At 63.4% G+C, this 24,705-nt stretch carries 24 protein-coding genes and 1 tRNA gene; 20 read left to right on the forward strand and 5 right to left on the reverse strand.

The window, feature by feature from the left end; genetic code table 11:
• The first annotated feature begins 57 nt into the window (after nucleotides 1-57).
• The 14 genes from J2X15_RS19950 (at nucleotide 58) to J2X15_RS20015 (ending at nucleotide 15,233) form a co-directional block, all read left to right on the forward strand.
• Nucleotides 58-384 (forward strand): 2Fe-2S iron-sulfur cluster-binding protein, encoded by a 327-nt coding sequence (locus tag J2X15_RS19950; protein WP_310346391.1) that lies wholly within the window; start codon nucleotides 58-60, stop codon nucleotides 382-384.
• A 97-nt stretch (nucleotides 385-481) separates the two neighbouring features.
• Nucleotides 482-2,173: an AMP-binding protein gene (locus J2X15_RS19955; RefSeq protein WP_310346394.1), complete on the forward strand. Its 1,692-nt coding sequence runs from the start codon at nucleotides 482-484 to the stop codon at nucleotides 2,171-2,173.
• A gap of 26 nt (nucleotides 2,174-2,199) precedes the next feature.
• Complete coding sequence (locus tag J2X15_RS19960) at nucleotides 2,200-2,934, forward strand: c-type cytochrome (protein WP_409034315.1); 735 nt, start codon at nucleotides 2,200-2,202, stop codon at nucleotides 2,932-2,934.
• A 3-nt stretch (nucleotides 2,935-2,937) separates the two neighbouring features.
• Nucleotides 2,938-4,233 carry a c-type cytochrome gene (locus J2X15_RS19965; RefSeq protein WP_310346397.1) on the forward strand — a complete coding sequence of 432 codons (1,296 nt, stop codon included), beginning with the start codon at nucleotides 2,938-2,940 and terminating at the stop codon, nucleotides 4,231-4,233.
• Nucleotides 4,234-4,243: 10 nt separating this feature from the next.
• Entirely contained in the window at nucleotides 4,244-5,881 is a 1,638-nt protein-coding gene (gene ushA / locus J2X15_RS19970; RefSeq protein ID WP_310346402.1) for a bifunctional UDP-sugar hydrolase/5'-nucleotidase UshA, read from the forward strand.
• Between the two features lie 84 nt (nucleotides 5,882-5,965).
• Nucleotides 5,966-8,086 carry an ATP-binding protein gene (locus J2X15_RS19975; RefSeq protein WP_310346525.1) on the forward strand — a complete coding sequence of 707 codons (2,121 nt, stop codon included), beginning with the start codon at nucleotides 5,966-5,968 and terminating at the stop codon, nucleotides 8,084-8,086.
• Nucleotides 8,073-8,735, forward strand: coding sequence for an RluA family pseudouridine synthase (locus J2X15_RS19980; RefSeq protein ID WP_310346404.1), 663 nt, complete (start codon nucleotides 8,073-8,075; stop codon nucleotides 8,733-8,735). Before J2X15_RS19975 ends, J2X15_RS19980 begins: the two co-directional genes overlap by 14 nt.
• 22 nt (nucleotides 8,736-8,757) lie before the next feature.
• Nucleotides 8,758-9,612, forward strand: a complete 855-nt coding sequence (locus tag J2X15_RS19985) for a 3',5'-nucleoside bisphosphate phosphatase (protein ID WP_310346407.1) — start codon at nucleotides 8,758-8,760, stop codon at nucleotides 9,610-9,612.
• A gap of 36 nt (nucleotides 9,613-9,648) precedes the next feature.
• Nucleotides 9,649-10,272, forward strand: coding sequence for an L-threonylcarbamoyladenylate synthase (locus tag J2X15_RS19990; RefSeq protein ID WP_310346409.1), 624 nt, complete (start codon nucleotides 9,649-9,651; stop codon nucleotides 10,270-10,272).
• Nucleotides 10,273-10,313: 41 nt separating this feature from the next.
• Nucleotides 10,314-10,982: a site-2 protease family protein gene (locus J2X15_RS19995; protein WP_310346412.1), complete on the forward strand. Its 669-nt coding sequence runs from the start codon at nucleotides 10,314-10,316 to the stop codon at nucleotides 10,980-10,982.
• A 37-nt stretch (nucleotides 10,983-11,019) separates the two neighbouring features.
• Nucleotides 11,020-12,324, forward strand: coding sequence for a tryptophan--tRNA ligase (locus J2X15_RS20000; RefSeq protein WP_310346414.1), 1,305 nt, complete (start codon nucleotides 11,020-11,022; stop codon nucleotides 12,322-12,324).
• 184 nt (nucleotides 12,325-12,508) lie between these two features.
• Nucleotides 12,509-12,979: a cache domain-containing protein gene (locus J2X15_RS20005; protein WP_310346417.1), complete on the forward strand. Its 471-nt coding sequence runs from the start codon at nucleotides 12,509-12,511 to the stop codon at nucleotides 12,977-12,979.
• A gap of 48 nt (nucleotides 12,980-13,027) precedes the next feature.
• Nucleotides 13,028-14,566: a methyl-accepting chemotaxis protein gene (locus tag J2X15_RS20010; protein ID WP_310346420.1), complete on the forward strand. Its 1,539-nt coding sequence runs from the start codon at nucleotides 13,028-13,030 to the stop codon at nucleotides 14,564-14,566.
• A 19-nt stretch (nucleotides 14,567-14,585) separates the two neighbouring features.
• A complete protein-coding gene (locus J2X15_RS20015; RefSeq protein WP_310346423.1) occupies nucleotides 14,586-15,233 on the forward strand; it encodes an FABP family protein in 648 nt (215 codons plus the stop codon).
• Here J2X15_RS20015 and J2X15_RS20020 read toward each other — a convergent pair.
• Nucleotides 15,230-15,778: a hypothetical protein gene (locus tag J2X15_RS20020; RefSeq protein ID WP_310346426.1), complete on the reverse strand. Its 549-nt coding sequence runs from the start codon at nucleotides 15,776-15,778 to the stop codon at nucleotides 15,230-15,232. The two genes, J2X15_RS20015 and J2X15_RS20020, sit on opposite strands and share 4 nt — an antisense overlap.
• A gap of 146 nt (nucleotides 15,779-15,924) precedes the next feature.
• Here J2X15_RS20020 and J2X15_RS20025 point away from each other — a divergent pair, with 146 nt between their 5' ends.
• The 3 genes from J2X15_RS20025 to J2X15_RS20035 are packed head-to-tail and all read left to right on the forward strand — an operon-like array spanning nucleotide 15,925 to nucleotide 18,534.
• Nucleotides 15,925-16,308 (forward strand): MerR family transcriptional regulator, encoded by a 384-nt coding sequence (locus tag J2X15_RS20025; protein WP_310346427.1) that lies wholly within the window; start codon nucleotides 15,925-15,927, stop codon nucleotides 16,306-16,308.
• Between the two features lie 35 nt (nucleotides 16,309-16,343).
• The gene (locus tag J2X15_RS20030; RefSeq protein ID WP_310346430.1) at nucleotides 16,344-17,339 is read left to right on the forward strand and encodes an aldo/keto reductase; all 996 of its coding nucleotides are present in this window, start codon (nucleotides 16,344-16,346) and stop codon (nucleotides 17,337-17,339) included.
• A gap of 52 nt (nucleotides 17,340-17,391) precedes the next feature.
• Nucleotides 17,392-18,534: a GGDEF domain-containing protein gene (locus J2X15_RS20035; protein WP_310346433.1), complete on the forward strand. Its 1,143-nt coding sequence runs from the start codon at nucleotides 17,392-17,394 to the stop codon at nucleotides 18,532-18,534.
• A 48-nt stretch (nucleotides 18,535-18,582) separates the two neighbouring features.
• Here the strand turns inward: J2X15_RS20035 and J2X15_RS20040 are convergent.
• From J2X15_RS20040 to J2X15_RS20055, 4 genes are all read right to left on the reverse strand, one after another.
• Nucleotides 18,583-18,670 (reverse strand) — tRNA-Ser (locus J2X15_RS20040).
• Between the two features lie 42 nt (nucleotides 18,671-18,712).
• Nucleotides 18,713-20,023: a serine--tRNA ligase gene (serS, locus tag J2X15_RS20045; protein WP_310346437.1), complete on the reverse strand. Its 1,311-nt coding sequence runs from the start codon at nucleotides 20,021-20,023 to the stop codon at nucleotides 18,713-18,715.
• 92 nt (nucleotides 20,024-20,115) lie between these two features.
• Nucleotides 20,116-21,066, reverse strand: coding sequence for a 4-hydroxy-3-methylbut-2-enyl diphosphate reductase (ispH, locus tag J2X15_RS20050; RefSeq protein WP_310346440.1), 951 nt, complete (start codon nucleotides 21,064-21,066; stop codon nucleotides 20,116-20,118).
• Nucleotides 21,063-21,527, reverse strand: a complete 465-nt coding sequence (locus J2X15_RS20055; RefSeq protein WP_310346442.1) for an FKBP-type peptidyl-prolyl cis-trans isomerase — start codon at nucleotides 21,525-21,527, stop codon at nucleotides 21,063-21,065. Before J2X15_RS20055 ends, ispH begins: the two co-directional genes overlap by 4 nt.
• Nucleotides 21,528-21,572: 45 nt before the next feature.
• On the opposite strand from J2X15_RS20055, the gene J2X15_RS20060 reads away from it, so the two are divergent.
• From J2X15_RS20060 to J2X15_RS20070, 3 genes are read left to right on the forward strand one after another with little or no spacing between them, the layout of a single operon-like run.
• Nucleotides 21,573-23,315, forward strand: coding sequence for an ankyrin repeat domain-containing protein (locus J2X15_RS20060; protein WP_310346445.1), 1,743 nt, complete (start codon nucleotides 21,573-21,575; stop codon nucleotides 23,313-23,315).
• Between the two features lie 13 nt (nucleotides 23,316-23,328).
• Nucleotides 23,329-24,048, forward strand: a complete 720-nt coding sequence (gene radC, locus J2X15_RS20065; protein ID WP_310346448.1) for a RadC family protein — start codon at nucleotides 23,329-23,331, stop codon at nucleotides 24,046-24,048.
• A gap of 8 nt (nucleotides 24,049-24,056) precedes the next feature.
• Nucleotides 24,057-24,701, forward strand: a complete 645-nt coding sequence (locus J2X15_RS20070; RefSeq protein WP_310346451.1) for a Smr/MutS family protein — start codon at nucleotides 24,057-24,059, stop codon at nucleotides 24,699-24,701.
• Nucleotides 24,702-24,705 lie beyond the last annotated feature (4 nt).

Here is a 24,705-nt window from a genome sequence, read left to right on the forward strand (position 1 = left end):
AAAAAAAGAGCGTGATTGTCGCAGCATTCGTAGAAACCCTCCCTCCACCGCGTTTTGATGCCCGATTTCCCCCCTCCATCCCCAGCGCCGGAAGTGTTCCAGGTTCGTATCGAACCCGATGGCTGGACGTTTGTAGCATCCGCTGGCAGCAGCGTATTGCAAGCCGGTTTGGCTGCAGGCGTGGAGCTGGTCAGCTCGTGCCGCAATGGCACCTGCCGCACCTGCCTGTGCCGCTTGGCGGAGGGCACCGTGGCCTACCAAATCGACTGGCCCGGCGTGAGCGCGGAGGAAAAGGCGGAGGGCTGGTTTCTGCCCTGCGTCGCCCAGGCCCGCAGCGATTTGGTAGTGGAGCAGCCCATGGCCTGGCCGGTGCCAACACCGTAAAAACACCAAGGCCGCCGCACCACGTTACCTAGGGTGAACACCATTGCCCCGCATCCAGGGCGCCCCAAGAATGGGCAATTCACCATAGGGAGCCTTCATGACCACGATCACCGTATCGCCCAGCGATCTGCCGTTGCAATGCCTGTACCGCTGGGAGAAGGAACGTGGCAACCAGATTTACCTCTCGCAGCCGACCGGCGGCGGCGTGGTGCAAGACATCACTTGGTCCGAAGCAGCGTGGCAAGTGCGCTGCATGGCAACCTGGTTGCAGGCCCAGGGCTGGCCCCAGGGCAGCCGCGTGGCCATCATTGGCAAAAACAGCGCGCACTGGATCCTGGCGGATCTAGCCATCGTGATGGCGGGCCATGTGTCCGTACCCATCTACCCCACCTTCAACGGCGAATCACTGGCCTACATCCTGGCGCACAGCGAGGCCAAAGCGCTGTTCATCGGCAAGCTGGACGACACCGACAACCTGCGCACCGGCGTGCCCGCCGAGATGCCACTGATTGCCCTGCCCCTGGCTCCCACGGTACCTGCATTGCAGTGGGCCGATCTGGTCAAGGCCAACGCCCCATTGGCCGGGCATCCCACGGCACCGGGTGAGCAGGTCAGCACCATCATCTACACCTCGGGCACCACTGGCCAACCCAAGGGCGTGGTGCACACCTTCAACACCATGGCCTGGGGCCTGTCCAGCGCTACCGCCCGCGTGCGCATGGACAGCAACGACCGCTACATCTCCTACCTGCCGCTGGCCCATGTGGCCGAACGCATGCTGGTGGAGCAGGCCTCGCTGCGCTACGGCGGGCACATCTTTTTTGCCGAGTCGCTGGACACGTTCCTGCAGGACCTGCAACGCGCCCGGCCCACCATCTTCTTCTCGGTGCCACGGTTGTGGGTCAAGTTCCAGCAGGGGGTGCACAGCAAGATGCCGGCGGCCAAGTTACAAAAGCTGCTGCGCATACCGCTCATCGGCGGCCTGGTGCGCAAAAAGATTCTCAAGGGCCTGGGACTGGACCAATGCCGCCTGGCCGCCGGAGGTGCCGCCCCCATGCCCGCCGATGTGTTGCAGTGGTACCGCAACCTGGGGCTGGACCTGATCGAGGTCTACGGCATGACCGAAAACAGCGGCGTGTCGCACTCCACCCTGCCGGGCTCGCACCAGACGGGATCGGTGGGCCTGCCTTACGCGGGTGTGGAAAGCCGCATTGACGCCGAGACTGGCGAAATCCAGATGCGCTGCCCAGCCTTGATGACGGGCTACTACCGTGAAGAAGCGCAGACCGCCGCCGCCTTCACGGCCGATGGCTGGCTGCGCACCGGCGACAAGGGCCAGATCGACGCGCAGGGCTTTTTGAGCATCACCGGTCGCGTCAAGGACATGTTCAAAACCAGCAAGGGCAAGTACATCGCCCCAGCCCCACTGGAAGACCTGCTGGTGCTGCACCCCGACATCGAAGCCTGTGCCGTGACCGGTGCCAATTACCCCCAGCCGCTGGCCGTGGTGATGCTGTCGCAAGACGCCGCCGCCCGCAGCCAGACCACCGAGGGCCGGCAGACCCTCACCGAGTCGCTGCAACTGCACCTGAAAACCACCAACGCCAAGCTGTCCCCGCACGAAAAGCTGGACTGCCTGGCCGTGGTCACCACCGCCTGGACACCCGAGAACGGCTTTGTCACGCCCACGCTGAAGGTCAAGCGCCCGCGCATTGAGGTCGTGTATGGCCCGCAGTTCGATGCTTGGCTGGCCAAGGGCAAACCGGTGGTGTGGGTGGACCCGCAGTAGATACGCCCCTGGGGTAAGCTTGCGGCATGCCCGCCTGGATACGCCGCTTCACACCCCCCCGTTTCTCTCTTTCAGTTGCCCTGGCCCTGCTGACCAGTCTGGCCCCGCTGCCAGGCCAGGCGCAGGACAAGCACCCCATGGCCGAGCGCACCCAAGCCTGCACCGCCTGTCACGGCGACCAAGGCAAAGCCGGCCCCGATGGCTACTACCCGCGGCTGGCGGGCAAGCCTGCGGGCTACCTGTTCAACCAGTTGATGAACTTTGCCGAGGGTCGTCGCCACTATGCGCTGATGAACGGCCTGATCGCCCCGCTCTCGCCCGAGTACCTGCACGACATGGCCGACTACTTTGCCAGCCTGGATGTGCCCTACCCGCCCCCCGCCGCCGCCACGGCACCTGCAGCGGTGCTGCAGCGTGGTAAGTCATTGGTACTGCAAGGCGACCGCGCCCTGGGCATTCCGGCCTGTGTGCAATGCCATGGAACCGCGCTGACGGGGGTTTTGCCCGCCACGCCCGGATTGCTGGGCTTGCCGCGTGACTACCTGAATGCCCAACTGGGCGGCTGGCAAACCGGCCAGCGCAAAGCCCGCGCGCCCGATTGCATGGCCGAGGTGGCCCGCAAACTCAGCTCCACCGATGTGAACGCCGTCACCCAATGGCTGGCGGCGCAGGCCGTGCCCGTGCCGGCAAAACCCGCTACGGCGCGGCCAGCCGCTGCAGCCAGCGGCCCTACCCTGCCGACCTGCAGCCCAACACCCTGACCCATGAAAACACCTGTCAAAGTTGCGTGGACGCTGGCACTGGCATTGGCCCTGGGGGCTCTGGCCGTCTGGTGGTCTGTACCGCGCAACAGTGCGCAATCTGCGCCTCGCTCGCCTGACGCTCCGGCTACCGCCACCCAGATTGCACGCGGCGCCTACTTGGCGCGCCTAGGCAATTGCGCGCTGTGCCACACCGCGACCGGTGGCCAACCCTACGCCGGCGGCAAGGGCATTTCCACACCGTTTGGCACCGTGTACTCCAGCAACCTCACACCGGACCCCAACGCGGGCCTGGGTCGCTGGAGCGCAGACGATTTCTGGCAGGCCCTGCACCATGGCCAGTCGAAAGACGGGCGCCTGCTGTACCCCGCCTTTCCGTACACCAGCTATACCCATGTCACACGGGAGGATGCTGATGCACTGTGGGCCTACTTGCAGTCCTTGCCAACCGCAGCCAACGCGAATACACCGCACACGCTAGGCTGGCCCTACCGTACCCAGGCCGCACTCTGGGTGTGGCGCACGCTGTATTTCACGCCAGCGGATACCGTGGTACCTGCGGCGGCCTCCGTTGCGCCCGAAATGGCACGTGGCGCCTACTTGGTTCAAGGGTTGGCGCACTGCAGTGAATGCCACGGCGCGCGCAACGCCTGGGGTTCAGTGGAGCCACGCAAATCGTTGGCGGGTGCTACGCTGCCTGGTGAGCTGTGGTACGCGCCCTCGCTGACATCCGCCGAAGAAGCGTCCGTATCCGGTTGGTCACGTGAAGACACGGCGGCGCTGCTCACTGCGGGTATCAACCGCCATGCCGTGGTGAATGGCCCCATGGCGGAGGTAGTGCGCCATAGCACCCAGTATTTGTTGCCTGACGATGCGGTGGCCATGGCCACCTACCTGGCGTCGCTGGGGCCGATGCCCGCCAGCACCCCAACCGCACCAGCGGCCGCGCCTAGCAGCTCACTGATGTCCACCGTTGGTGCGCGCATTTACGATAAGCAATGTTCACAGTGCCATGGCAAACAGGGCGAAGGAAAAGCGGGCGCCTACCCCGCGCTGGCAAGCAACCGCGCGGTGCAAATGGCCAACACCAACAACCTGGTGCTGACCGTGCTGCATGGGGGGTTTGCGCCCGCCACCGCGCAGAACCCTCAGCCCCATGGCATGCCCCCGTTCATGCTCACCCTGTCCGATACCGACATCGCCTCCGTGCTCACTTTTGTGCGCAGCAGCTGGGGCAATGCAGCTGCGCCAGTGAGTGAATTTGATATAAACAAGATACGCAATGTGCAACCCCGCTAGAGGTGTCGTCATGATTTCATTCCGCTCCACCCCCACCCTCTTGATCGCGCTGGCCCTAGCGGGCTGTGCTCCCTTGGGCGGTGTCACGCCGGCCAAGGACACCACCTACGCCATCACCATCCTGCACACCAACGACCACCATGGCCGGTTCTGGAAAAACAACGATGGCGAATACGGCCTTTCTGCCCAGAAGACGGTGGTGGACCAGGTGCGTGCCGAAGTAGCGGCCAAAGGCGGCCATGTGCTACTGCTCAGCGGGGGCGACATCAACACCGGTGTACCCGAGTCCGACCTGCAGGACGCCGTGCCCGACTTCCGCGGCATGAACCTGCTGCGCTTTGATGCCATGGCCGTGGGCAACCATGAATTTGACAAGCCGCGTGCGGTGCTGAAGATGCAGCGCGACCTGGCCACCTTCCCCATGCTGTCGGCCAACATTTATGACAACGGTCAGCGCATGTTTACGCCCTACAAGATCTTCAACTTGGGCGGTGTGCGCGTGGGTGTGATGGGGTTGACTACGGAAGACACCTACAAGATGGTGCACCCCGACAACGTGAAGGGCGTGGAATTTCGCAGCGTGATTGCCGAGGCCAACCAGGTCGTGCCCGAGCTGCGCGCCAAGGCCGATGTCGTGATTGCCGCCACGCACATGGGCCACTATGTGAACGGCCAGCACGGCACCCAGGCTGAGGGGGATGTAGAGATGGCGCGCGCCGTCAAGGGCATTGACCTGGTGGTGGGTGGGCACTCGCAAAACCCGGTGTGCATGAAGGCTGAGAACGTGCGCGACGAGGCCTATGTGCCCGGCACGCCCTGCGCCCCCGACCGGCAAAACGGCACCTGGATCGTGCAAGCCCACGAGTGGGGCAAGTACGTGGGCCGTGCCGACTTTGAATACCGCAACGGCGAGTTCAAGTTGGTGCGCTACGCACTCATCCCCATCAATTTGAAGAAGACGGTGAAGGACGCAGAAGGCAAATCGACCAAGGCCTTCTACACCAGCGAGATTGCCGAAGACCCCACCATGCTGCAGCTGCTGACGCCCTACCAGAACGTGGGCCAGGAAAAACTAGGCGTGGCGGTGGGCAGCAGCGATGCCCGCATTGAGGGAGACCGCAGCATCATCCGCGCCCAGCCCGCCGCCATGGGCGTCTTGGTGGGCCTGTCGATGATGGACCGTACGCGGGCCGACTTTGCGGTGGTCAACGCGGGTGGCGTGCGCGACTCGCTGCCTGCGGGCACGCTGACCTACAAGGATGTGCTCAAGGTCCAGCCCTTCGGCAACACCATTGCCACGGTGGATTTCACGGGCACCGAGGTGCTGGCCTACCTGAACGCCGTGGCCAAGATGTCGGCCGGTGCCGGCGCCTTCCCGCAGTTTGCGGGGGTGGAGCTGGTCATCAACGGGGGCGTCGTCAGCAGTGCGCGCATCCGCGGCGCGGCCGTGGACGCCACCAAAACCTACCGCCTGGTCGTGAACAACTTCCAGGCTGTGGGCGGCGATGGCTATCCCAAGCTGATCACCCACCCCACCTATGTGGACACCGGCTTTGTGGATGCCGAGGTGCTGCGCGCCTACATTGCGGCGAACAGCCCCTTGCAGGCGCAGCGCTTTGCGCCCGGCAACAGCGTTGTGCGCCAGTAAATGGCCGCACTGTCCCGCCGCAAAAAAATCCGCCTGACTGCGCGCACGGGTTTGCCCGAGCGCGAGGGGCGCACCAAGCAACACATGATCATCGACGGCTATGCGCCGTCGCAAATGATCGAGGACCTGCGCAAGTACCAGGCCGAGCTGGAAATCCAGAACAAGGCGCTGCGCTACTCCCAACAGGAAGCCGAAGGTGCCTCCGAGCGTTTTGCCACGCTGTTCTCCAACGTGCCGCTGGCGCTCATGGTGGTGGACGAAGAAGGCCTGGTGCTGGCCAGCAATGCCATGGCGCTGCGGCTGTTCCAGCCACTGGAAAGTGACGCACCACTCAACTTCCTACTGCCCTTTGTGGATGCCGAGCATGCGGACGAAGTGGCGGTGGCGTTTTCCAGCGCCAAACAGGAAGGCACCAGCGAGGTCAACGAGGTGGCGTTTTTGGCCGGCTCGCGCGGTAGCTTCACGGGTGACCTGCACATTGCACGCATCGAGAACCCGCTGGACGAACTGGCGCACTTTATTTGCGCGGTGATTGATCAGGGACCGCTGCTGACGCAGCGCCACGCGCTGCAAGAGAGCGCCGCCGTGCTGCGCCAGCGCAATGAAGATCTGCTGCTCAGCGAAAACCGCATGGCCGCCATCATCAACTCGTCGTTGGATGCGATTCTGTGCATCGACGAAAAACAGTGCATCACCGTCTTCAACCCCGCCGCCACTGCGCTGTTTGAATGCCCGGCCGACCAGGCCTTTGGCGCTCAACTGGGGCATTTCTTGCCCGATGTGGAGCTGGCCTTGAGCGCGGGCAATGTGCCAGCGCAGGCCATGCTCGGCGAGTTCACTGCGACCACCCTGCTGGGCAAGCAGATTTATGTGGAGATCAGTGTGTCGCTAGAACGCCGTCTACGCACGCGTGCGCCGCTGCGCCTGCCCGACACCGACCCGGCGGACCGGCGCGGCGAGCAAAGCGCCCATGGGGCGGTCACCACCATTTTTGCGCGCGACCTGACCGCTAAGAAAATGGCCGAAGCGCAGCGCACCGCGCTGGAAACCCAACTGCGCGAGTCCCAAAAAATGCAAGCCATGGGCACCATGGCGGGCGGCATTGCGCACGATTTCAACAACATTCTCAGTGCCATTTTGGGCAATGTGGATTTGGCCAAGCAGGACACGCCCGCCGACTCCCCGTCCCTAACTAGCCTGTACGAGATCGACAAGGCCGGGCGCCGCGCCCGCGACCTGGTGCGCCAGATTCTGACCTTCAGCCGCAACGAGCCGCCCAAGCGTACCCCCATCCAGCTGGCCGAAGTGGTACAGGAAACCGCACGTCTGGTGAAGGTGGCGTTACCCCCAGCAGTGGAGTTGCGCATGGAGGTGCCGGAGCAGTGCGATTCGGTGTTGGCCGATGCCACGCAGGTGGAGCAGGCGCTGTTGAACCTGTGCACCAACGCGCTGCTGGCCATTGGGCAAAACAAGGGCTCGGTGACCATTGAACTCAGCAGCACCGACATCAACCTGCCGTTCAGCGACCGCTTCGGGCTGGCGCCGGGCCGCTATGTCACGCTGCGCGTGCGAGACACGGGCGGTGGTATGTCGCAAGAGACCATGCAGCGTATTTTTGAACCCTTTTTCACCACCCGCCAGGTGGGCCAGGGAACGGGCCTGGGCCTGTCGGTGGTGCACGGCATCATGCAGACCCACCAGGGCGCCATTGACGTGCAAAGTACCCTGGGCCAGGGCAGCGTGTTCACGCTGTACTTTCCCGCCACCTCGCAACTACCGGTGGCCGCGGCCGAACCGGAAGTGGTGCAAGAGGTGCGCGGCCGGGGACGCCATGTGATGTATGTGGACGATGACCAGGCCCTGGTGTTTCTGGTTGCGCGCGTGCTGACGCGCAAGGGCTTTGCAGTCACCACCTTCACCGACCCGCATGAGGCCCAGGCCGCGCTGCAGGCGCAGCCCGAGGCCTTTGACCTGCTGGTGACCGACTACAACATGCCGGGCTACAGCGGAGTGGACCTGCTGCGCCATGCCAAGGCGATACGCCCGGACCTGCCGGTGGCGCTGGCATCGGGCTATGTGACGCCCGAAATCGAACAGCGTGCCCTGCAGGAAGGGGCAAACGCCCTGATCTACAAACCCAATGACGTCAACGAGCTGTGCGAAACCGTACAGCGGCTTATCTCGCAAAACGATGCTCCCCATTGAAGATTTCGCCACCTTGCCGCTGGAGGTGGTTTACGCCGACGATGCCATCGTAGTGCTCAATAAGCCATCGGGGCTGCTGACCGTACCAGGGCGCGGCCCCGAGAAGGCGGACTGCCTGAGCAAACGCGTGCAGGCGCGATATCCCGACGCCCTCATCGTGCACCGACTGGACCGCGACACCTCGGGCCTGGTGGTGCTGGCGCGTGGGCTGCCAGCCCAGCGCGTGCTGAACCTGGCGTTTGAACAACGCCGCGTGGATAAGCGCTACACGGCCGTGGTGACCGGCCTGCTGGCCATGGACGCGCAATGGCACGAGATTGACCTGCCCATGCTGGTGGACTGGCCCAACCGGCCCAAACGCACCATCAACCACGCCGAGGGGCAAAGCGCCCTTACACGCTGGCGCTGCACCGCGCTAAACACCGCCGCCAACACCTCGCGCGTGGAGCTGGAGCCGGTCACCGGGCGCACCCACCAGTTGCGCGTGCACATGCAGGCCATCGGCCACCCCATGGTGGGCGACACGCTGTACGCGCCGCCCGAGGTACAGGCCCAGGCGGACCGGCTGTTGCTGCACTCCGGCCTGCTGAGTTTTCCGCACCCGGTGACGGGTGAGGTCCGCGAATACACCGTCGCGCCAGCGTTTTAGTGCCTGGGCCTAAAATGGTCCGGTGACTACCCAACTCAACGCCGACCTCCATTGCCACTCTGTGGTGTCCGATGGCACCCTGACGCCCGAAGCGTTGGCTGCGCGCGCCAGGGGCAATGGTGTGGAACTGTGGGCACTGACCGACCACGACGAGGTGGGTGGCCTGCAGCGCGCCCGCGATGCGGCCCATGCCGAGGGCATGCAGTACCTGACGGGCGTGGAAATCTCCATCACCTTTTTGAACCAGACCGTCCATATCGTCGGTCTGGGTTTTGACGCCGACAACGAGACCCTGCGCCAGGGTCTGCGCCAGACCCGGGGCGGCCGCAAAGAGCGCGCCATGGAAATGTCAGACGGCCTGGCCAAGGTCGGCATCCAGGGTGCCTACGAAGGCGCGCTGAAGTTTGTTGGCAACCCCGAGCTGATTTCGCGCACCCACTTCGCCCGCTTTCTGGTGGAAAGCGGCGTATGCCGGGAGACCAACGAGGTCTTCCGCAAGTACCTGACTGAGGGCAAGCCCGGTTTTGTGCCACACCGCTGGGCTACGCTGAAGGACGCCGTCACCTGGATTACTGGGGCCGGCGGCATGGCCGTGATTGCCCACCCGGCACGCTACAAGTTCACGCCCAACGAAGAGTTTGCGCTGTTCACCGAATTCAAGGGCTACGGCGGCCAAGGCGTGGAAGTGGTAACCGGCAGCCACTCGGTGCCGGAGTACCAGATCTACGCCGAGACGGCCAAGGAATTTGGCCTGGCCGCCTCGCGCGGCAGCGACTTCCACAGCCCCGATGAAAGCCACACCGAGCTGGGCACCCTGCCCGCGTTGCCCAGTGGTCTCACCCCCGTATGGGAGTTGCTGAGCTCCCGCATCCAATAAAAACAAGAGAACGAGCGCGCAAGCGTTTGCCGTGCCATGGCGCAGTATTTCGAAGTTCACCCCGACAACCCCCAACCCCGCCTGCTCAAGCAGGCAGTAGGCCTACTTGAAAAAGGCGGCATTCTGGCCGTGCCTACCGACTCCAGCTACGCGCTGGTCTGCCACCTGGATGACAAGGCCGCGGCCGACAAGCTGCGCAGCATCCGCGGGGTGGACGACAAGCACCACCTGACCCTGCTGTGCCGCGACCTCAGCGAGCTGGCCAGCTATGCCCGTGTGGACAACACCCAGTACCGCCTGCTCAAGGCCGCCACGCCGGGCGCCTATACCTTCATTCTGGAAGCCAGCAAGGAAGTGCCGCGCCGCGTGAGCCACCCCTCACGTAAGACGATTGGCCTGCGCGTGCCCGAGCACAAGACGCTGCAGGAGCTGCTAGCCCTCCACGGCTCTGCGCTTCTAGCTACGACTTTGATAGCAAACGGTGAGACGGAACCCCTGAACGATGCGCAGGACATCCGCGACCGCTACGAGCACCAGATCGCCGCCGTCATCGATGCCGGTGCCTGCGCCGCAGAACCCACCACGGTGATCGACCTGACTGGCGAGACACCCGAGGTGATCCGCCAAGGTGGCGGTGATCTCGCCGCCATCGGACTCTAGATCCACCCTTTGCCCCCATTTCACTCTGAGACAATTGCCCTGTGGACTTTGCACAACTGATTCAAACCGTTGCCATTTACGCGCTGCCCGTGCTGTTTGCCATCACGGTCCATGAAGCGGCCCATGGCTACGCCGCCCTTTACTTTGGCGACAAAACCGCCTGGTCCCTGGGCCGCATCACGCTGAATCCGGCTAAGCACATCGATCCCGTGGGCACCATCCTGATGCCGCTCTTGCTGTACTTCGCCACCTCGGGTACGTTTTTGTTTGGTTACGCCAAGCCGGTGCCGGTGCGCTTTGGCAACCTGCGCAACCCCAAGCGCGACATGGTGTGGGTAGCTCTGGCGGGGCCTGGCGCCAACCTTGCCATGGCGCTGGCATGGGGCATTGGCCTGTACCTGCTGCAAGGCGCAGGTGTGACAGAACCCTTCTTTCTGAAGATGTGCCAGGGCGGTGTGCTGGTGAACGTTGTGATGTTTGCCTTCAACCTGTTCCCACTGCCCCCGCTGGATGGCGGCCGCATTTTGGTGGGCCTGCTACCCCTCAAGCAGGCCCTGCTGGTCTCACGCATTGAACCTTGGGGCTTCTTTGTGGTGATGGCACTGGTTGTGGCGGGCGTGATCAGCACGCTGTGGATGCAACCGGTGATGGCACTGACCTTTGGCCTGCTGGACCTGTTGCTGAGCCCGCTGTCGGCCCTGGTGCATTGAGCATCTCTTCTTTGGCATTTTCTGATTGTCTGTTTCCATGAGCACTGTTCGCTTCCTCACCGGCATCACCACCTCCGGCACACCCCACCTGGGCAACTACGTGGGCTCCATCCGCCCGTCTGTGCGCGCCAGCCTGACGCCGGGCGTGGAAAGCTTCTACTTTCTGGCCGACTACCATGCGCTCATCAAGATTGACGAACCTGCGCGCATCCAGCGCTCCACGCTGGAGATTGCTGCGAGCTGGCTGGCCGCGGGCCTGAACCCCGACCACGTCACCTTCTACCGCCAGTCAGACATCCCCGAAATCCCCGAACTCACCTGGTTCCTGACCTGCGTGACCGGCAAGGGCGTGCTCAACCGCGCCCACGCCTACAAGGCCTCGGTGGACAAGAACACTGCGGCTGGTGTGGACCCGGATGCTGACGTCAACGCGGGCCTGTTCATGTACCCGGTGCTCATGGGCGCAGACATCTTGATGTTCAACGCGCACAAGGTGCCCGTGGGACGCGACCAGATCCAGCACATCGAAATGGCGCGCGACATGGCCGCCAGCTTCAACCACCGCTACGGCGAGCACTTTGTGCCGCCGCAGGCCGAGATTGAAGAGTCCGTCGCCACGCTGCCTGGCCTGGACGGTCGCAAGATGAGCAAGAGCTACGACAACACCATCCCGCTGTTCAGCAGCCGCGAGCAGCTCAAGAAACTGATTGCTGGCATCAAGACCGACTCGCGCGCGCCTGGCGAACCCAAGGAGACCGAAGGCTCGGCCCTGTTCCAGATTTACCAGGCCTTTGCCTCCGACGAAGAGACGCAAGCCCTGCGCAAGGCATACGCGAAAGGCATTGCCTGGGGTGATGCGAAGACCCTGCTGTTCGAACGCATCGACCGCGAAATTGCCCCCATGCGCGCTGCCTACGAAGACTACATGGCCCACCCTGAAAAGGTGGAAGCCCTGCTGTTGGCTGGTGCACAAAAAGCGCGTGCGATTGCCACGCCCTTCATGGCACAGCTGCGCAGCGCTGTGGGCCTGCGCGGCCTGGGCACCGTGGTGCACACCAACACCGGCAAGGCCGCCAAGGTGGCCCTGGCGTCGTTCAAGCAGTACCGCGAGAAAGACGGGCAGTTCTACTTCAAGCTGGTGGACACGGCAGGTGCCGTGCTGCTGCAAAGCAAGGGCTTTGAGTCGCCCAAGGTGGCGGGCCAGGCCATTGGCCAGTTGCAAGCGCAAGGGGCTGCCGCCGTCGCCGCGCTGGCCAGCCAGCTGGAGCCGCTGGATGCCAACGCCCTGGCCGCGGTCACTGCCGCTCTGCAGGCCCTGGCCGACGCAGTCGCGAAAAAGTAGCCCCCCTCAAGGGAGTAATGGAAAGAGAGTATGGGCGAGTTACTATCGTTTTGATAGCTGCTCGCGCCCAATCCACGAGGGCTAAGGGCGGTTTTTTATCTAAATAGGGGCAAGCTCTTGTTGCTTGCCCCCAGCGGCTGCAGTATAAGTTGGGCTATCCCCCAACAACTCCCCAGGATTCACCATGAAGCCCTCCCTTTCCCTGTGCACCTTGACGATTTCGCTGGCGGCCCTGTGCCTGCCCTTGGCCGCACACGCGCAGGCCAAAGCTACGGCCGAAGAAGCCACGGCCATGGTGAAAAAGGGCGTTGTGGCCCTGAAGGCTGCGGGCGCCGACAAGACCAAGGTCTACAACGAAGTGACCGCCAAAGACCCCAAGTGGGTGGACCGTGACCTGTACCTCGTGGTCTATGGTCTGGACGGCACGGTGCGCGCCCATGGCGCCAACGCCAAGCAGGTGGGGGCCAACCTGATCGACATGCTGGACATTGACGGCAAGCCCTTTGTGAAAGAGCGCGTGGAGTTGGCCAAGAGCAAGGGGACGTTCTGGCAAGACTACAAGTTCACCAACCCCACCACCAAGAAGATCGAGCCCAAGAGCATGTACTGCGAGAAGCTGGACGACATGGCGGTGTGTGCGGGCATTTACAAATAACGCAAATAACGCGCGCCCTACGCACCAGGGTGGCTGCAGGGAGACACCATGAAACTGGGTTTGAAATTGCTGGCGGCACCGCTGCTCACCGCGACGGTAGTCTTGCTATTCGGCCAGACCAATGTGTTCTTCCTGGGTCGGCAGGCCGAGCAAGGCTTGAGCGCCTCCCGCGCCAGCCTGGAGGATTTCAAAACCATCGCCAGCGCCCACCAGCAAATGGCAGAGGTGCATGCCAATGTGTACCGCACGGTTGCGCTGGTGGCATCGCTGGACGACGCCAAGATCAAAAGCCTGCGCGCCGACTTTGCCACCCAGCTCGCCGGTGTAAAACGGGTGGTGGAAACCGTAGCAGGCACCAACACCGAACCCGCACTGCGCACCAGCGTAGACGCGGTGCTCAAATTGGTAGACACCTATGCCAAGCAGGCCGATGCGGCCCTCAACTTCGCCGCCATTGACCCCAATACCGGCATCGCCGCCATGGGCCGTGCCGATGCCACGTTCAAGGAATTGGTGAAGGCATCGGGCGCGGTGACTGCCCAAATCGAAACCACCTCGGACGGCACCATTGCCCAGTCCCAAAGCCAGGGGCGCACCATCAGTCTGGTGCTGGCAGGCCTGGCCTTGCTGTCTGCCGGGCTGGCGGTTTGGGTGTCGTGGCTGATGCAGAAAAAACTCGTGAACGAACTTGCGCGTGCAGCCTCGGTCGCGAATGAAGTGGCGCAAGGCAATTTGTCGGTAGACGCCAGCACGCAACGCAGCGATGAGGTGGGCGACCTGATGCATGCGCTAGAGGCCATGACGCAGCAACTCAACCGGTCTATTGCCACGGTGCTGCAGTCGTCCGAGTCCATCCGCCTGTCCAGCGCCGAAATTGCCACCGGCAACCAGGACCTGAGCACCCGCACCGAGCAAACCGCCAGCAACCTGCAGCGCGCCTCGGCCTCCACCGGACAGCTCACGGGCACCGTGCGTCAATCGGCCGAATCTGCGCAGCAGGCCAACCAGTTCGCCACCAGCGCGGCCGAAGTGGCGGCACGTGGCGGTGTGGTGGTGTCCCAGGTGGTCTCCACCATGGAAGAGATCAACATCAGTTCGCGCAAGATCGCGGACATCATCAGCGTCATCGACGGCATTGCCTTTCAAACCAACATCCTGGCGCTGAACGCCGCGGTAGAGGCCGCACGTGCGGGCGAACAGGGCCGTGGCTTTGCAGTGGTGGCGTCTGAAGTGCGCAGCCTGGCAGGCCGATCAGCCGCTGCCGCCAAGGAAATCAAGGGCCTGATCGATGCGTCGGTGTCCAAGGTGGAATCGGGCTCGGTGCTGGTGGCCAATGCGGGCCAAACCATGACGGAAATTGTGGGTTCGGTGCAGCGCGTGTCGGACATCATCAGTGCGATCTCTGCGGCCTCCAACCAGCAAAGCAGTGACATTGGAGAGGTCAACACCGCGGTGTCTGAGCTGGACCAAATGACACAGCAAAATGCTGCCTTGGTGGAGCAATCCGCCGCCGCCGCCGAAAGCCTGCGCGAACAAGCGCTGCGCCTGGCCCAAGTCGTCTCCACCTTCAAACTGGCGCAAGCCTGATTGCTTTTTTCCATCCGACATGAGCGAATATTCCGCCGACATTTACACCGAACCATTCCCCCAGGACGTCAACACCCTGGCCAACCTGGGCCCGCTGCGCGGCATGGCAGGCATCTGGGAGGGCATGCGCGGCCTGGACGTGAAGCCCAAGGCCGACGGTCCGCGCAAACAGGCGTTTTACGAGCGCGTCGAGCTCCAACCCATAGACCCCCAAACCAATGGCCCTCAGCTGCTGTACGGCCTGCGTTACCACACCCACATCACCAAGCCCGACCAGGTCAAGACCTACCACGACCAGGTAGGCTACTGGCTGTGGGAGCCGGCCACGGGCACCGTCATCCACACGCTGACCATTCCGCGCGGCCAGATCGCCATGGCATCGGGCCAGGCCGCGGCAGACGCGACTGAGTTTGAACTGGTGGCCACCCAGGGCCTGGAAACCTTCGGCATCTGCTCTGCACCGTTTCTGCACCATGCCTTCAAGACGACCGAGTTCCGCATCAAGGTGAGCATCCATGCCGATGGCACCTGGAGCTATGACGAAGACACGGTGCTGCAGATTCTGGGCCGCGACGAGCCCTTCCACCACACCGACCGCAACACCTTGCACAAGGTGGCCGAACCCACGCCCAACCCACTGGCGCAGCAGGCCACACAGGCCGCCTAGGGCGCCAGCACGCGGATTTGCAGCAGCCAGCGGGCACCGGTGCTGCCCTCGCTGCTGTAGCTGCCCTGTTTGGGCGCGGCGTTGCCACTGGCTGCAATCGTGACCCACTCGCCCAATGGCGTGGTCACAGTGGTGGTGATTTGCTTGCGCGACTGGCGCGGCATGTCGGCGTTGGTGTCGGTCACCGCCTCGGTCTGCACCATGTCCAGCTCTACCGTGGCCTCTTTTTTGCCACCGGGCCAGCGCGGCGTCACGGTCAGGGTCTGGCCCACGTCCAGCCAGTGCAGCGACTGGGAGACCCCCGCACCGCTGTTGCGCGACGGCGCCTGCACCGACGACACCCATTGCATAGGCACCAGCTGGTTGGTGCGCAGTGTGCCTTTTTCGCCATTGCGCACCTGGATCTTTTGCGGCACCAGCGGGGCGCTGGCACCAGGCCCAGCGCGGTAACTGGTGCCATCCTCACGCCCTTCTTCCACCTGGCGCAGCTCCACGGTCAGGTCGCGCTGGGGCAAAGCCGCCCAGGCGCCCGCACCCCACGCCATGGAGATTCCTAGCCCAAAAAGGTGTCTGCGCTGCATGCCGCCATTGTTCCATGGAGGGCAAAGCCGTGAAACCAGCGCAAGCCAGCGCAAATCCCTGTTTTTCCAGCCCTTGACTTCGAGTGCACTCGAAGTTTTACAGTTGCGGCATGAACACATTTCTGAGCATTGCCGCAGCCTCCAAGGCCTCCGGCCTGTCCGCACACACGCTGCGCTACTACGAGCAGATTGGGCTGATTGCGCCCATTGGCCGCAGCAGCGGCGCACGCCGCTACAACGACGACGATATGCGCTGGCTGGAGTTTCTGGTGCGCCTGCGCTCCACCGGTATGTCCATGCGCGACATGCAACGCTACGCCCAGCTGCTGCGAGAAGGCCAGGCGCCTGACAACGTGGCCGAACGCCAGGCCATGCTGGAACAACACGCCCTGCGCCTGGAGGAAGACCAGCGCGTGCTGGGCGAAACGCTGCAGATCATTCGCAAAAAAATCTGCGCCTACCAGGCGCTACAGACACCGGCCAAACGGGCCTGAGATCCATCATTTTCAATGACACACAGGAGGACTTCATGAAAACACGCGTACTTGGCCACAACGGCCCCACCCTATCGGCCATCGGCCTGGGCTGCATGGGCATGAGCGAGTTCTATGCTGGCCGCGACGATGCCGAATCCATCGCCACGCTGCACCACGCCCTGGACCAGGGTCTGAACTTTCTGGACACCGCGGATGTGTATGGCCCACACACCAACGAAGTGCTGATCGGCAAGGCCATTGCCGGGCGGCGGGCGGATGTGTTCATCGCCACCAAATTCGGTATCCTGCGCGACCCGACCAATGAGGCGGTGCGTGGCGTGAGCGGCAGGCCCGAGTATGTGAAAAGCAGCTGCGACGCCAGCCTGAAGCGCTTGGGGATCGAGCAGATCGACTTGTACTACCAGCACCGTGTGGACAAGACGGTGCCGATTGAAGACACCGTGGGGGCCATGGCCGAGTTGGTCAAGAGCGGCAAGGTGCGCTACCTGGGTCTGTCCGAAGCCTCGGCCGCCACGATCGACCGGGCCTGCAAGGTGCACCCCATTGCCGCACTGCAAAGCGAATACTCGCTGTGGACGCGCGACCCGGAGGTGACCGGCACACTGGCGGCCTGCCGCCGCAACGGCGTGAGCCTGGTGGCCTATTCACCGCTGGGGCGGGGCTTTCTGACGGGCGCGTTTGCCAAGCCCGAAGACCTTCCCGCGGACGATTACCGCAGCCGTTTCTCTCCCCGTTTCCAGGGCGAGAACTTCAAGCGCAACCTGGAATTGGTGGAAAAGGTCAAACAGATGGCGCAAGCCAAGGGCACATCGGCCGCCCAGCTGGCACTGGCCTGGGTGCTGGCGCAGGGTGACGACATCATCCCTATTCCCGGTACCAAGCGCCGAACTTACCTGGACGTGAATATCGCAGCGCTGGACCTGGTGCTGAGCGCAGCAGAACTGGCGGAGTTGAACGCGGTCTTCACACCCGATGCCGCCGCCGGGCTGCGCTACCCAGAGTCGTTCATCGCGTCGGTCAACGTGTGACAAACAGGCCTTAGGGGCACGCCACCTGACCCCTACAATGGTTCGCATACCCATGGACACCATTGACCCTCGCACAACACTCGTGCTCATCAGCACCATGAGTGGCCTGATGGCACTGGTGTTGTATGCGCTCAAGCGCAGCTACCCGCCATCCATTCGGGGCTTGGGTCAATGGTCCAAGGCCCTGCTCTTCGTCGTCGTGGGTGGCGCGTTTGCAGCCTCCCGTGGCAAATTGCCAGAGCTATTCACCACGGCGGTACCCAACTTCTTGCTCTGCTGGGGTGTGTACCGCCTCTACTCAGGATCGCAAAGCTTTTTTGGAGTACGACCCCGTCCACGTCCATGGCTGGCGTTCATCGGCGGCGTGGTTCTTGTGACCATGTGGTTTACCTGGGGAAGCCCCAACTACCCCATGCGCCTGCGCATGGTTACCGTAGTCTTTGGCATCTTGTTTGGCCTGCACGCATGGCTCATCTACCGGCAAGGCACCCTCACGTTTGCCCGGATGCTGGCTATCGGCACACTGGCATTCATCACCCTGATTCAAGTGGCCCGGCTGATCACCACCTTTGTGTTCCCCATGGGCAGCGACGTTCTGGACCCCACCCCACAACACATTATTTTTATTGTCAGTTTCTCCTTCTCCATCCTGCTGCTGTCCATCAGCACGGTCCTGATGGCCGGCGACAGCCTCCGTGTGGAGTTGGAATATCTGGCCACCCGCGACTCCCTGACCAACGCATTGACGCGCCGCTACATCGACGAGGCCTGCGACCACGAACTCGCACGCAGCCAGCGCAACGAAAAGCCTTTGGCCTTGTTGATGATGGATTTGGACCATTTCAAACGCGTGAATGACACGTATGGGCACCAAGCCGGAGACGCAGTTCTGGTGGACTTTGTCAAAACCGTGCGCGCACTTCTGCGCAGCAAAGACTTACTGGGACGTTTTGGCGGAGAAGAGTTCGTCGTGTTGCTGCCCGAGACTCCGCTGGATGACGCATTGGTGGTGGCCGAGCGGATTCGCGCCGCCTGCGCCAACCCACCAGACTCCACAAAAATCGCGTGTACGGTCAGCATCGGCGTCACCGCCAACGCCGCCAGCAGCGATACCGTAGACACCCTGATGGCCCGTGCCGATGCAGCCCTGTACAGAGCCAAATCCAAAGGCCGCAACCAAGTCGTCATTGGTTGACCCAGAAAAAAACCCCGCACTGTAAAACAGTACGGGGTTTTCCATTTTTGGAGGAGAAGGAGGGATTCGAACCCTCGGTGCCTTACGACACGCCTGATTTCGAGTCAGGTACATTCGACCACTCTGCCACTTCTCCTGAATCTGTGTTCGTGTCGGTCGAAACGAAGCAGCGATTCTATCAGGCCTTGAGCACCTCTTTGCCGCCCAAGTACGGACGCAGCACTTCTGGCACAGTGATGCTGCCGTCGGCGTTCTGGTAATTCTCCAGCACCGCCACCAGCGCGCGGCCCACGGCCAAACCGGAGCCGTTCAGGGTGTGGACCAGTTCGTTCTTGCCTTGGGCGTTCTTGAAGCGGGCCTGCAGGCGGCGGGCCTGGAAGGCTTCGCAGTTGGAGACGGAGCTGATTTCGCGGAAGGTGTTTTGCGCGGGCAGCCAGACTTCCAGGTCATAGGTCTTGGTGGCGCCAAAACCCATGTCGCCGGTGCACAGGCTCATCACGCGGTAAGGCAGGCCCAGCTTTTGCAGGATGGCTTCGGCGTGGCCGGTCATGGCTTCCAGGGCCTCGTAGCTCTTTTCGGGGTGCACGATCTGCACCATTTCCACCTTGTCGAACTGGTGCTGGCGGATCAGGCCGCGCGTGTCGCGCCCGGCGCTGCCGGCCTCGGAACGGAAGCACGGGGTATGCGCGGTCAGCTTGATCGGTAGATCGGACTCGGCCGACACCACATCGCGCACAAAGTTGGTCAGGGGCACTTCGCTGGTGGGGATCAGGTAGAGCGCGGTGTTGTCGTCACCACCGTCCTGGCCGCCTTTTTTGGCGGCAAACAAATCTTCCTCGAACTTGGGCAGTTGGCCCGTCCCACGCAGGCTGTCGCCATTGACGATATAAGGCGTATAGCACTCGGTGTAGCCGTGTTCTTCAGTCTGCACATCCAGCATGAACTGAGCGAGCGCGCGGTGCAGGCGGGCAATCGGTCCCTTCATCACGGTGAAGCGCGAACCTGTGAGCTTGACGCCCATTTCAAAGTCCAGCCCCAATGGTGCGCCCAGGTCCACATGGTCCTTGATCTCGAAATCGTAGGTCTTGGGCGTACCCCAGGTGCGCACCACCACATTGCCATGTTCGTCTTCGCCCACGGGCACGCTCTCATGCGGCAGGTTGGGCACGGCCAACAGCATTTTTTCCATCTCGGCCTGGATGGCATCCAGACGGGTGGCGGAGGCTTCCAGCTCGGCCTTCAGGCCCGCCACTTCGGCCATGGCGGCATCCGCCTCGGCGTGCTGGCCCTTGCCCTTGAGCATGCCGATCTGCTTGCTGACCGTGTTGCGCTTGGCCTGCATTTCCTCGGTGCGCATCTGAATGGTCTTGCGCTCAGCTTCCAGCGCGGTGAATGCATCCACATTCAGGAAGGCTTGGGGGCTCTTGCGGGTTTGCAGGCGGGCAACGACCGAATCCAGGTCTTTGCGCAGCAGGGTGATGTCTAACATGGCGTTCTCGTATTTCTCTAAGTCAAATCGGGCGCTAGCCCTCTATTTTATTGCGCAAGCAGCTACCAAAACCATAGCAGTTTGCTTGCGTTTCATTCTTCCAGCTTCAGTCCCTTGGGCAGCGGGAACTTCACGGTTTCCTCAATGCCATCCATCTTGCGCACCGACACGGCGCCCAGCGCCTTGATGCGGTCGATGACGGCCTTCACCAGAATCTCGGGGGCGCTGGCGCCGGCGGTCAGGCCCACGCGGGATCGGCCTTCAAACCATTCAGCCTTCAGCTCTTCGGCGTTGTCCACCATGTAGCTCTCGGTGCCCAGCTTCTTGGCCACTTCACGCAGGCGATTGCTGTTGGAGCTTGTGGGGCTGCCCACCACGATCACGATGTCCACCTGCGGGCTCATCACCTTCACCGCGTCCTGGCGGTTCTGGGTGGCGTAGCAAATGTCCTGCTGCTTGGGCTCGCGCACGTTTGGAAAACGCGCCTTCACGGCGGCCGAAATCTCGGAGGCATCGTCCACGCTCAGCGTGGTCTGGGTCACCACGGCCAGCTTGGCGGTCTGGCTGGGCTGCACCTTGGCCACATCGGCCACGTCTTCCACCAGGTGAATGCCACTATCCAGCTGCCCCATGGTGCCTTCCACCTCGGGGTGGCCCTTGTGGCCGATCATGATGAACTCATAGCCCTCTTTGTGCAGCTTGGCCACTTCCACGTGCACCTTGGTCACCAGCGGGCAGGTGGCGTCAAAGATCTGGAAGCCACGGCGTGCGGCCTCCTTCTGGATCGCCTGGCTCACGCCGTGGGCCGAGAACACCAGCGTGGCACCCGGTGGCACGTCGTCCAGCTCTTCGATGAAGATGGCGCCGCGTTCCTTGAGGTCGTTCACCACATAGGTGTTGTGCACGATCTCGTGGCGCACGTAGATGGGGCGACCAAACTTGGCCAGCGCCTTTTCCACGATCTCGATGGCGCGGTCCACACCGGCGCAAAAGCCGCGCGGTTCGGCCAGCAAAATTTCCTGAGGCAAAACAGTGGTGGTCATAGGACTCCGATGAGTTGCACTTCAAAGCTCACCGGCTGGCCCGCCAGCGGATGGTTGAAGTCAAACAACACCGCGCGTTCAGCCCCCTCGCCACGCAGTTGCAACACCACACCGGCAAACTGGCCTTGGCCGTCGGGGGTGGGGAACTGGACCACATCGCCCACGTTGTAGGTCTCCAGCGGGTCGCCCATTTGGGTCAGCACCTTGCGCGCCAGCCACTGCTGCATGTCAGGGTTGCGCTCGCCAAAGGCCGCACCCGCGGGCAGCTCAAACGTGGCGCGCGCGCCCTCTTCCATGTCCATCAGGCAGGCTTCCACCGCGGGGGACAGCTCGCCCGTGCCCAGGCTCAGCGTGGCAGGCTTGCCGGTGAAGGTGTTGATGATGTCCCCAGCCGGGCCGCCCAGGCGGTAGTGCAAGGTGAGGAAAGAGCCCGCTTGGACGCGGGGGGTCGTGGTGGTCATAAAAGTCCCGATAAACTGCCCTCTATTGTAGAAAGCTTGACCACCATGACCTTTGTCCGCCCCCTGGTGGGGACGCTGGCGCTCGTATCGGCCTTGTGTGGGGGGCTGAATGCAGGCCTGGCCCATGCCCAAACCGGCCCCGCAGCAAATCCCCCAGCCACCCTTCCTCCTGCCCCTGCTACAGCGTTGCCCGCCCCGGTCTGGAACGAAACCCAGTGGCAGGCCCTGTGGGACACCGCCCAGCACACGGCGGGGCTCAATGCCTACGAATTCAAGTGGGTGTTCTACACCGACATCACCCGCGCCCGCATGGCCAGGGTCAGCGGCGTGCGCAGCCCTACCGTCACCGCCAACAACCTCATCGCCGTGCCCAAGGTGATTCGCCTGGCCCTGGTCAACCTGTATGTGCCGGGCGAGAAAAGCCAGCTCATCCCTTTCACCAACCGCGGCACGCCGGGCTGGCTGGTGGTGGAACTGGTGCGCGTGAGCCGCGCCGCGCCGCTGCGCACGGGTGCCGACTTTGAAAAAGACGCCCGCGACTGGGTGGCCAAGGGCCTGCTCCCCGCGCCTGACGTGCTGCTTTCCGATCCCGCCGAGCGCGCCCGTGCGGCCTACTGGCGGGCCCTGACGCCGCAGGCCGTGGCCGCCATTGCACCCGATGTGTCACCCAATGTGGAGTACGGCAACTTCCTCACCCCGCTGGCACGCGCCATCCTCACCGAGCGGCGCGAGCTGGTCGCCGCTCTGCTGGACCATGGCGCCGACATCAACCAATGCAGCCTGCTGGGCTGCGCCCTGCATCTGGCACAGGGCATGCCAGACGAGAAAAAAGCACAGGACTGGACCCAGTGGCTGCTGGACCGCGGTGCCAAGCCTGACACGGTGGACAGCCGCCACATGGCAGCGAACGACACGCCGCTGGCCACTGCCGTGGGCCAGGGCCGCCTGGGCAGTGCCGAAGCGCTGGTGAAGGCCGGAGCCTCGCCCGACGGCGTGCCCCAGGTGCCGCACACCCCGATCTACCAGGCCGCGGTAAACCACCGCAAGGACATGGTGAACTGGCTGATCATGCGCGGCGCCAGCGTGCTGCCTTTTGCCGACCGCGGCAACGCCACCCCCGGCGTGCCGACCCACCTGTACACCGCCGCCTTGGCCACCGAGGACAAAGACTTCATCGCTTGGGCCGAGCAGACCATGGTGAGCGCGGCCCAGTCCTCGCCCGAATACCGCTACAACGCCTTTCTGGAGCAGGGCAAGCAGCGCTTCCCGCTGAAAGACGGCGCTGCGCTGACGATCAAGGCAACGCCGTTCAAGCTGGTGCTGGAACTCAAGCCCGGCGAGTCCACCGCCGTGAACGTGGGTGCCTCCTTCGAGAAGGCATGGTCGGACGAAGTGCGCCGGGGTGACAAACGCAACCCGCTGTTCCATCCGTTTTCATCGGGGGCGCTGGCCGAGCCGCCCTCCGAGGATTCGTACGACCTGCTGGTGGGCCAGCCCTGCCCCGCCACCGCCAAGGCCGACGACCTGTGCCCCGGTGTGCTCTTCACCCTGCAAACCGACAGCGCCAGCCGCAAGGATTTCCATGAGCTGCGCGCCGGCAGCAACGAATACGTGCGCGAGTCCCGCCGCGTGTTCGATGTGTCGGTAGACAAGGGCACTGCGCTGCCGCTGGAGCAATTCCAGGGGAAGACGCTGTACCTGGTGCTCAGCGCCGGGCTGAACCTGGGCGGCATCGACGGCCTGCGCCTGATCGGGCCGCGCTTTGTGAGCGTAAAACTGCAAAAGTGACTGAACAAAAGCCATGCCCATCAAAGACCTTCCCCTCGACGCCCGCCCGCGTGAAAAGCTGCTGGCCCGCGGCCCTGGCGCGCTCGGCGATGCGGAGCTATTGGCTATCCTGCTGCGCACGGGCATCGCAGGCAAGGGCGTGTTGCAGATGGCCGACGAGTTGCTGCAACTCAAAAACCATAGCACCCCGCGCAATGCGGACGCGGACCAGGGCGGGTTTGGAGGCATAGCTGGCCTGCTGAACGCCACCGCGGACGATCTCAAACGCGTCAAGGGCCTGGGCCCTGCCAAGCGCGCCGAGATTGTGGCGGTGCTGGAGCTGGCGCGCCGTGCCATGGCCCAGCGCCTGCAGGAGCGCGAGGTGTTCTCGGACCCACAGGCCGTCAAGCACTACCTGCAACTGCACCTGGCAGCCAAAGGCCATGAAGTCTTCGCTGTATTGTTTTTAGATACACAGAACAAGCTGCTGGCCATGGACGAACTGTTCCGCGGCACGCTCACGCAAACCTCGGTCTACCCACGCGAAGTCGTCATCCGCGCGCTGCACCACAGCGCCGCCGCCGTGGTGCTGGCGCACAACCACCCCAGCGGCACCGTGCAGCCCAGCCGGGCGGACGAGGCGCTCACGCAAACGCTGAAGGCCGCGCTGGCACTGGTGGATGTGCGCGTGCTGGACCACATCATCGTCGGGCCCGGCCAGGCACTGTCCATGGCCGAGGCCGGTTTACTCTAGGGGCCGCCATGAAGATCAACGCCCTGTCCGACCTCAAGCTGGTCAAGAAAGCTATCGAAGCGCAAGCGGCGCGGGAAGCCGCCTTGGCGCTGCAAAAAGCGGCCGAGGTCAAGCGCAAGGCTGCGGCCAGCAACTTGTTCCAGGCCGCCATTGGCAAGGTGCAGCCCATGGCGCCGCCCCAGCGTGCCGCGCTGGCACCCGCGCCGCCCAAGCCCATCCCCAAGCAGCAACTTCTGGACGAAGCGGCCGCTCTGCAAGAAGCTCTCAGCGACGAGGTGGACATCACCACGCTACTGGACACCGATGACAACCTGAGTTTTCGTCGCCCCGGTGTGGGCCCCGACGTGACACAGAAGCTGCGCAAGGGCAAATGGAGCATCCAGAAGCAGATTGACCTGCACGGCCTGCGCAGCGACGAGGCGCGCGAGGCACTGGGCGCGTTTATCCGCGAATCGCACAAGCAGGGCATACGCTGCGTGCGCGTGGTGCACGGCAAGGGCCTGGGCTCGCCCGGCAAAGCACCGGTGCTCAAGGACAAGGTGCACAAGTGGCTGGTGCAAAAGAGCGAGGTGGTGGCCTTTGTGCAGGCTCAGCCTGCCCAAGGTGGCGCAGGGGCGCTGGTCGTACTGCTGCAGCCACTGAACCGCGCCTGAGCGC

Origin of the sequence: Rhodoferax saidenbachensis, assembly GCF_031457975.1 — a bacterium.
In the GTDB taxonomy this organism is placed as follows: Bacteria; Pseudomonadota; Gammaproteobacteria; order Burkholderiales; family Burkholderiaceae_C; genus Allorhodoferax; species Allorhodoferax saidenbachensis_A.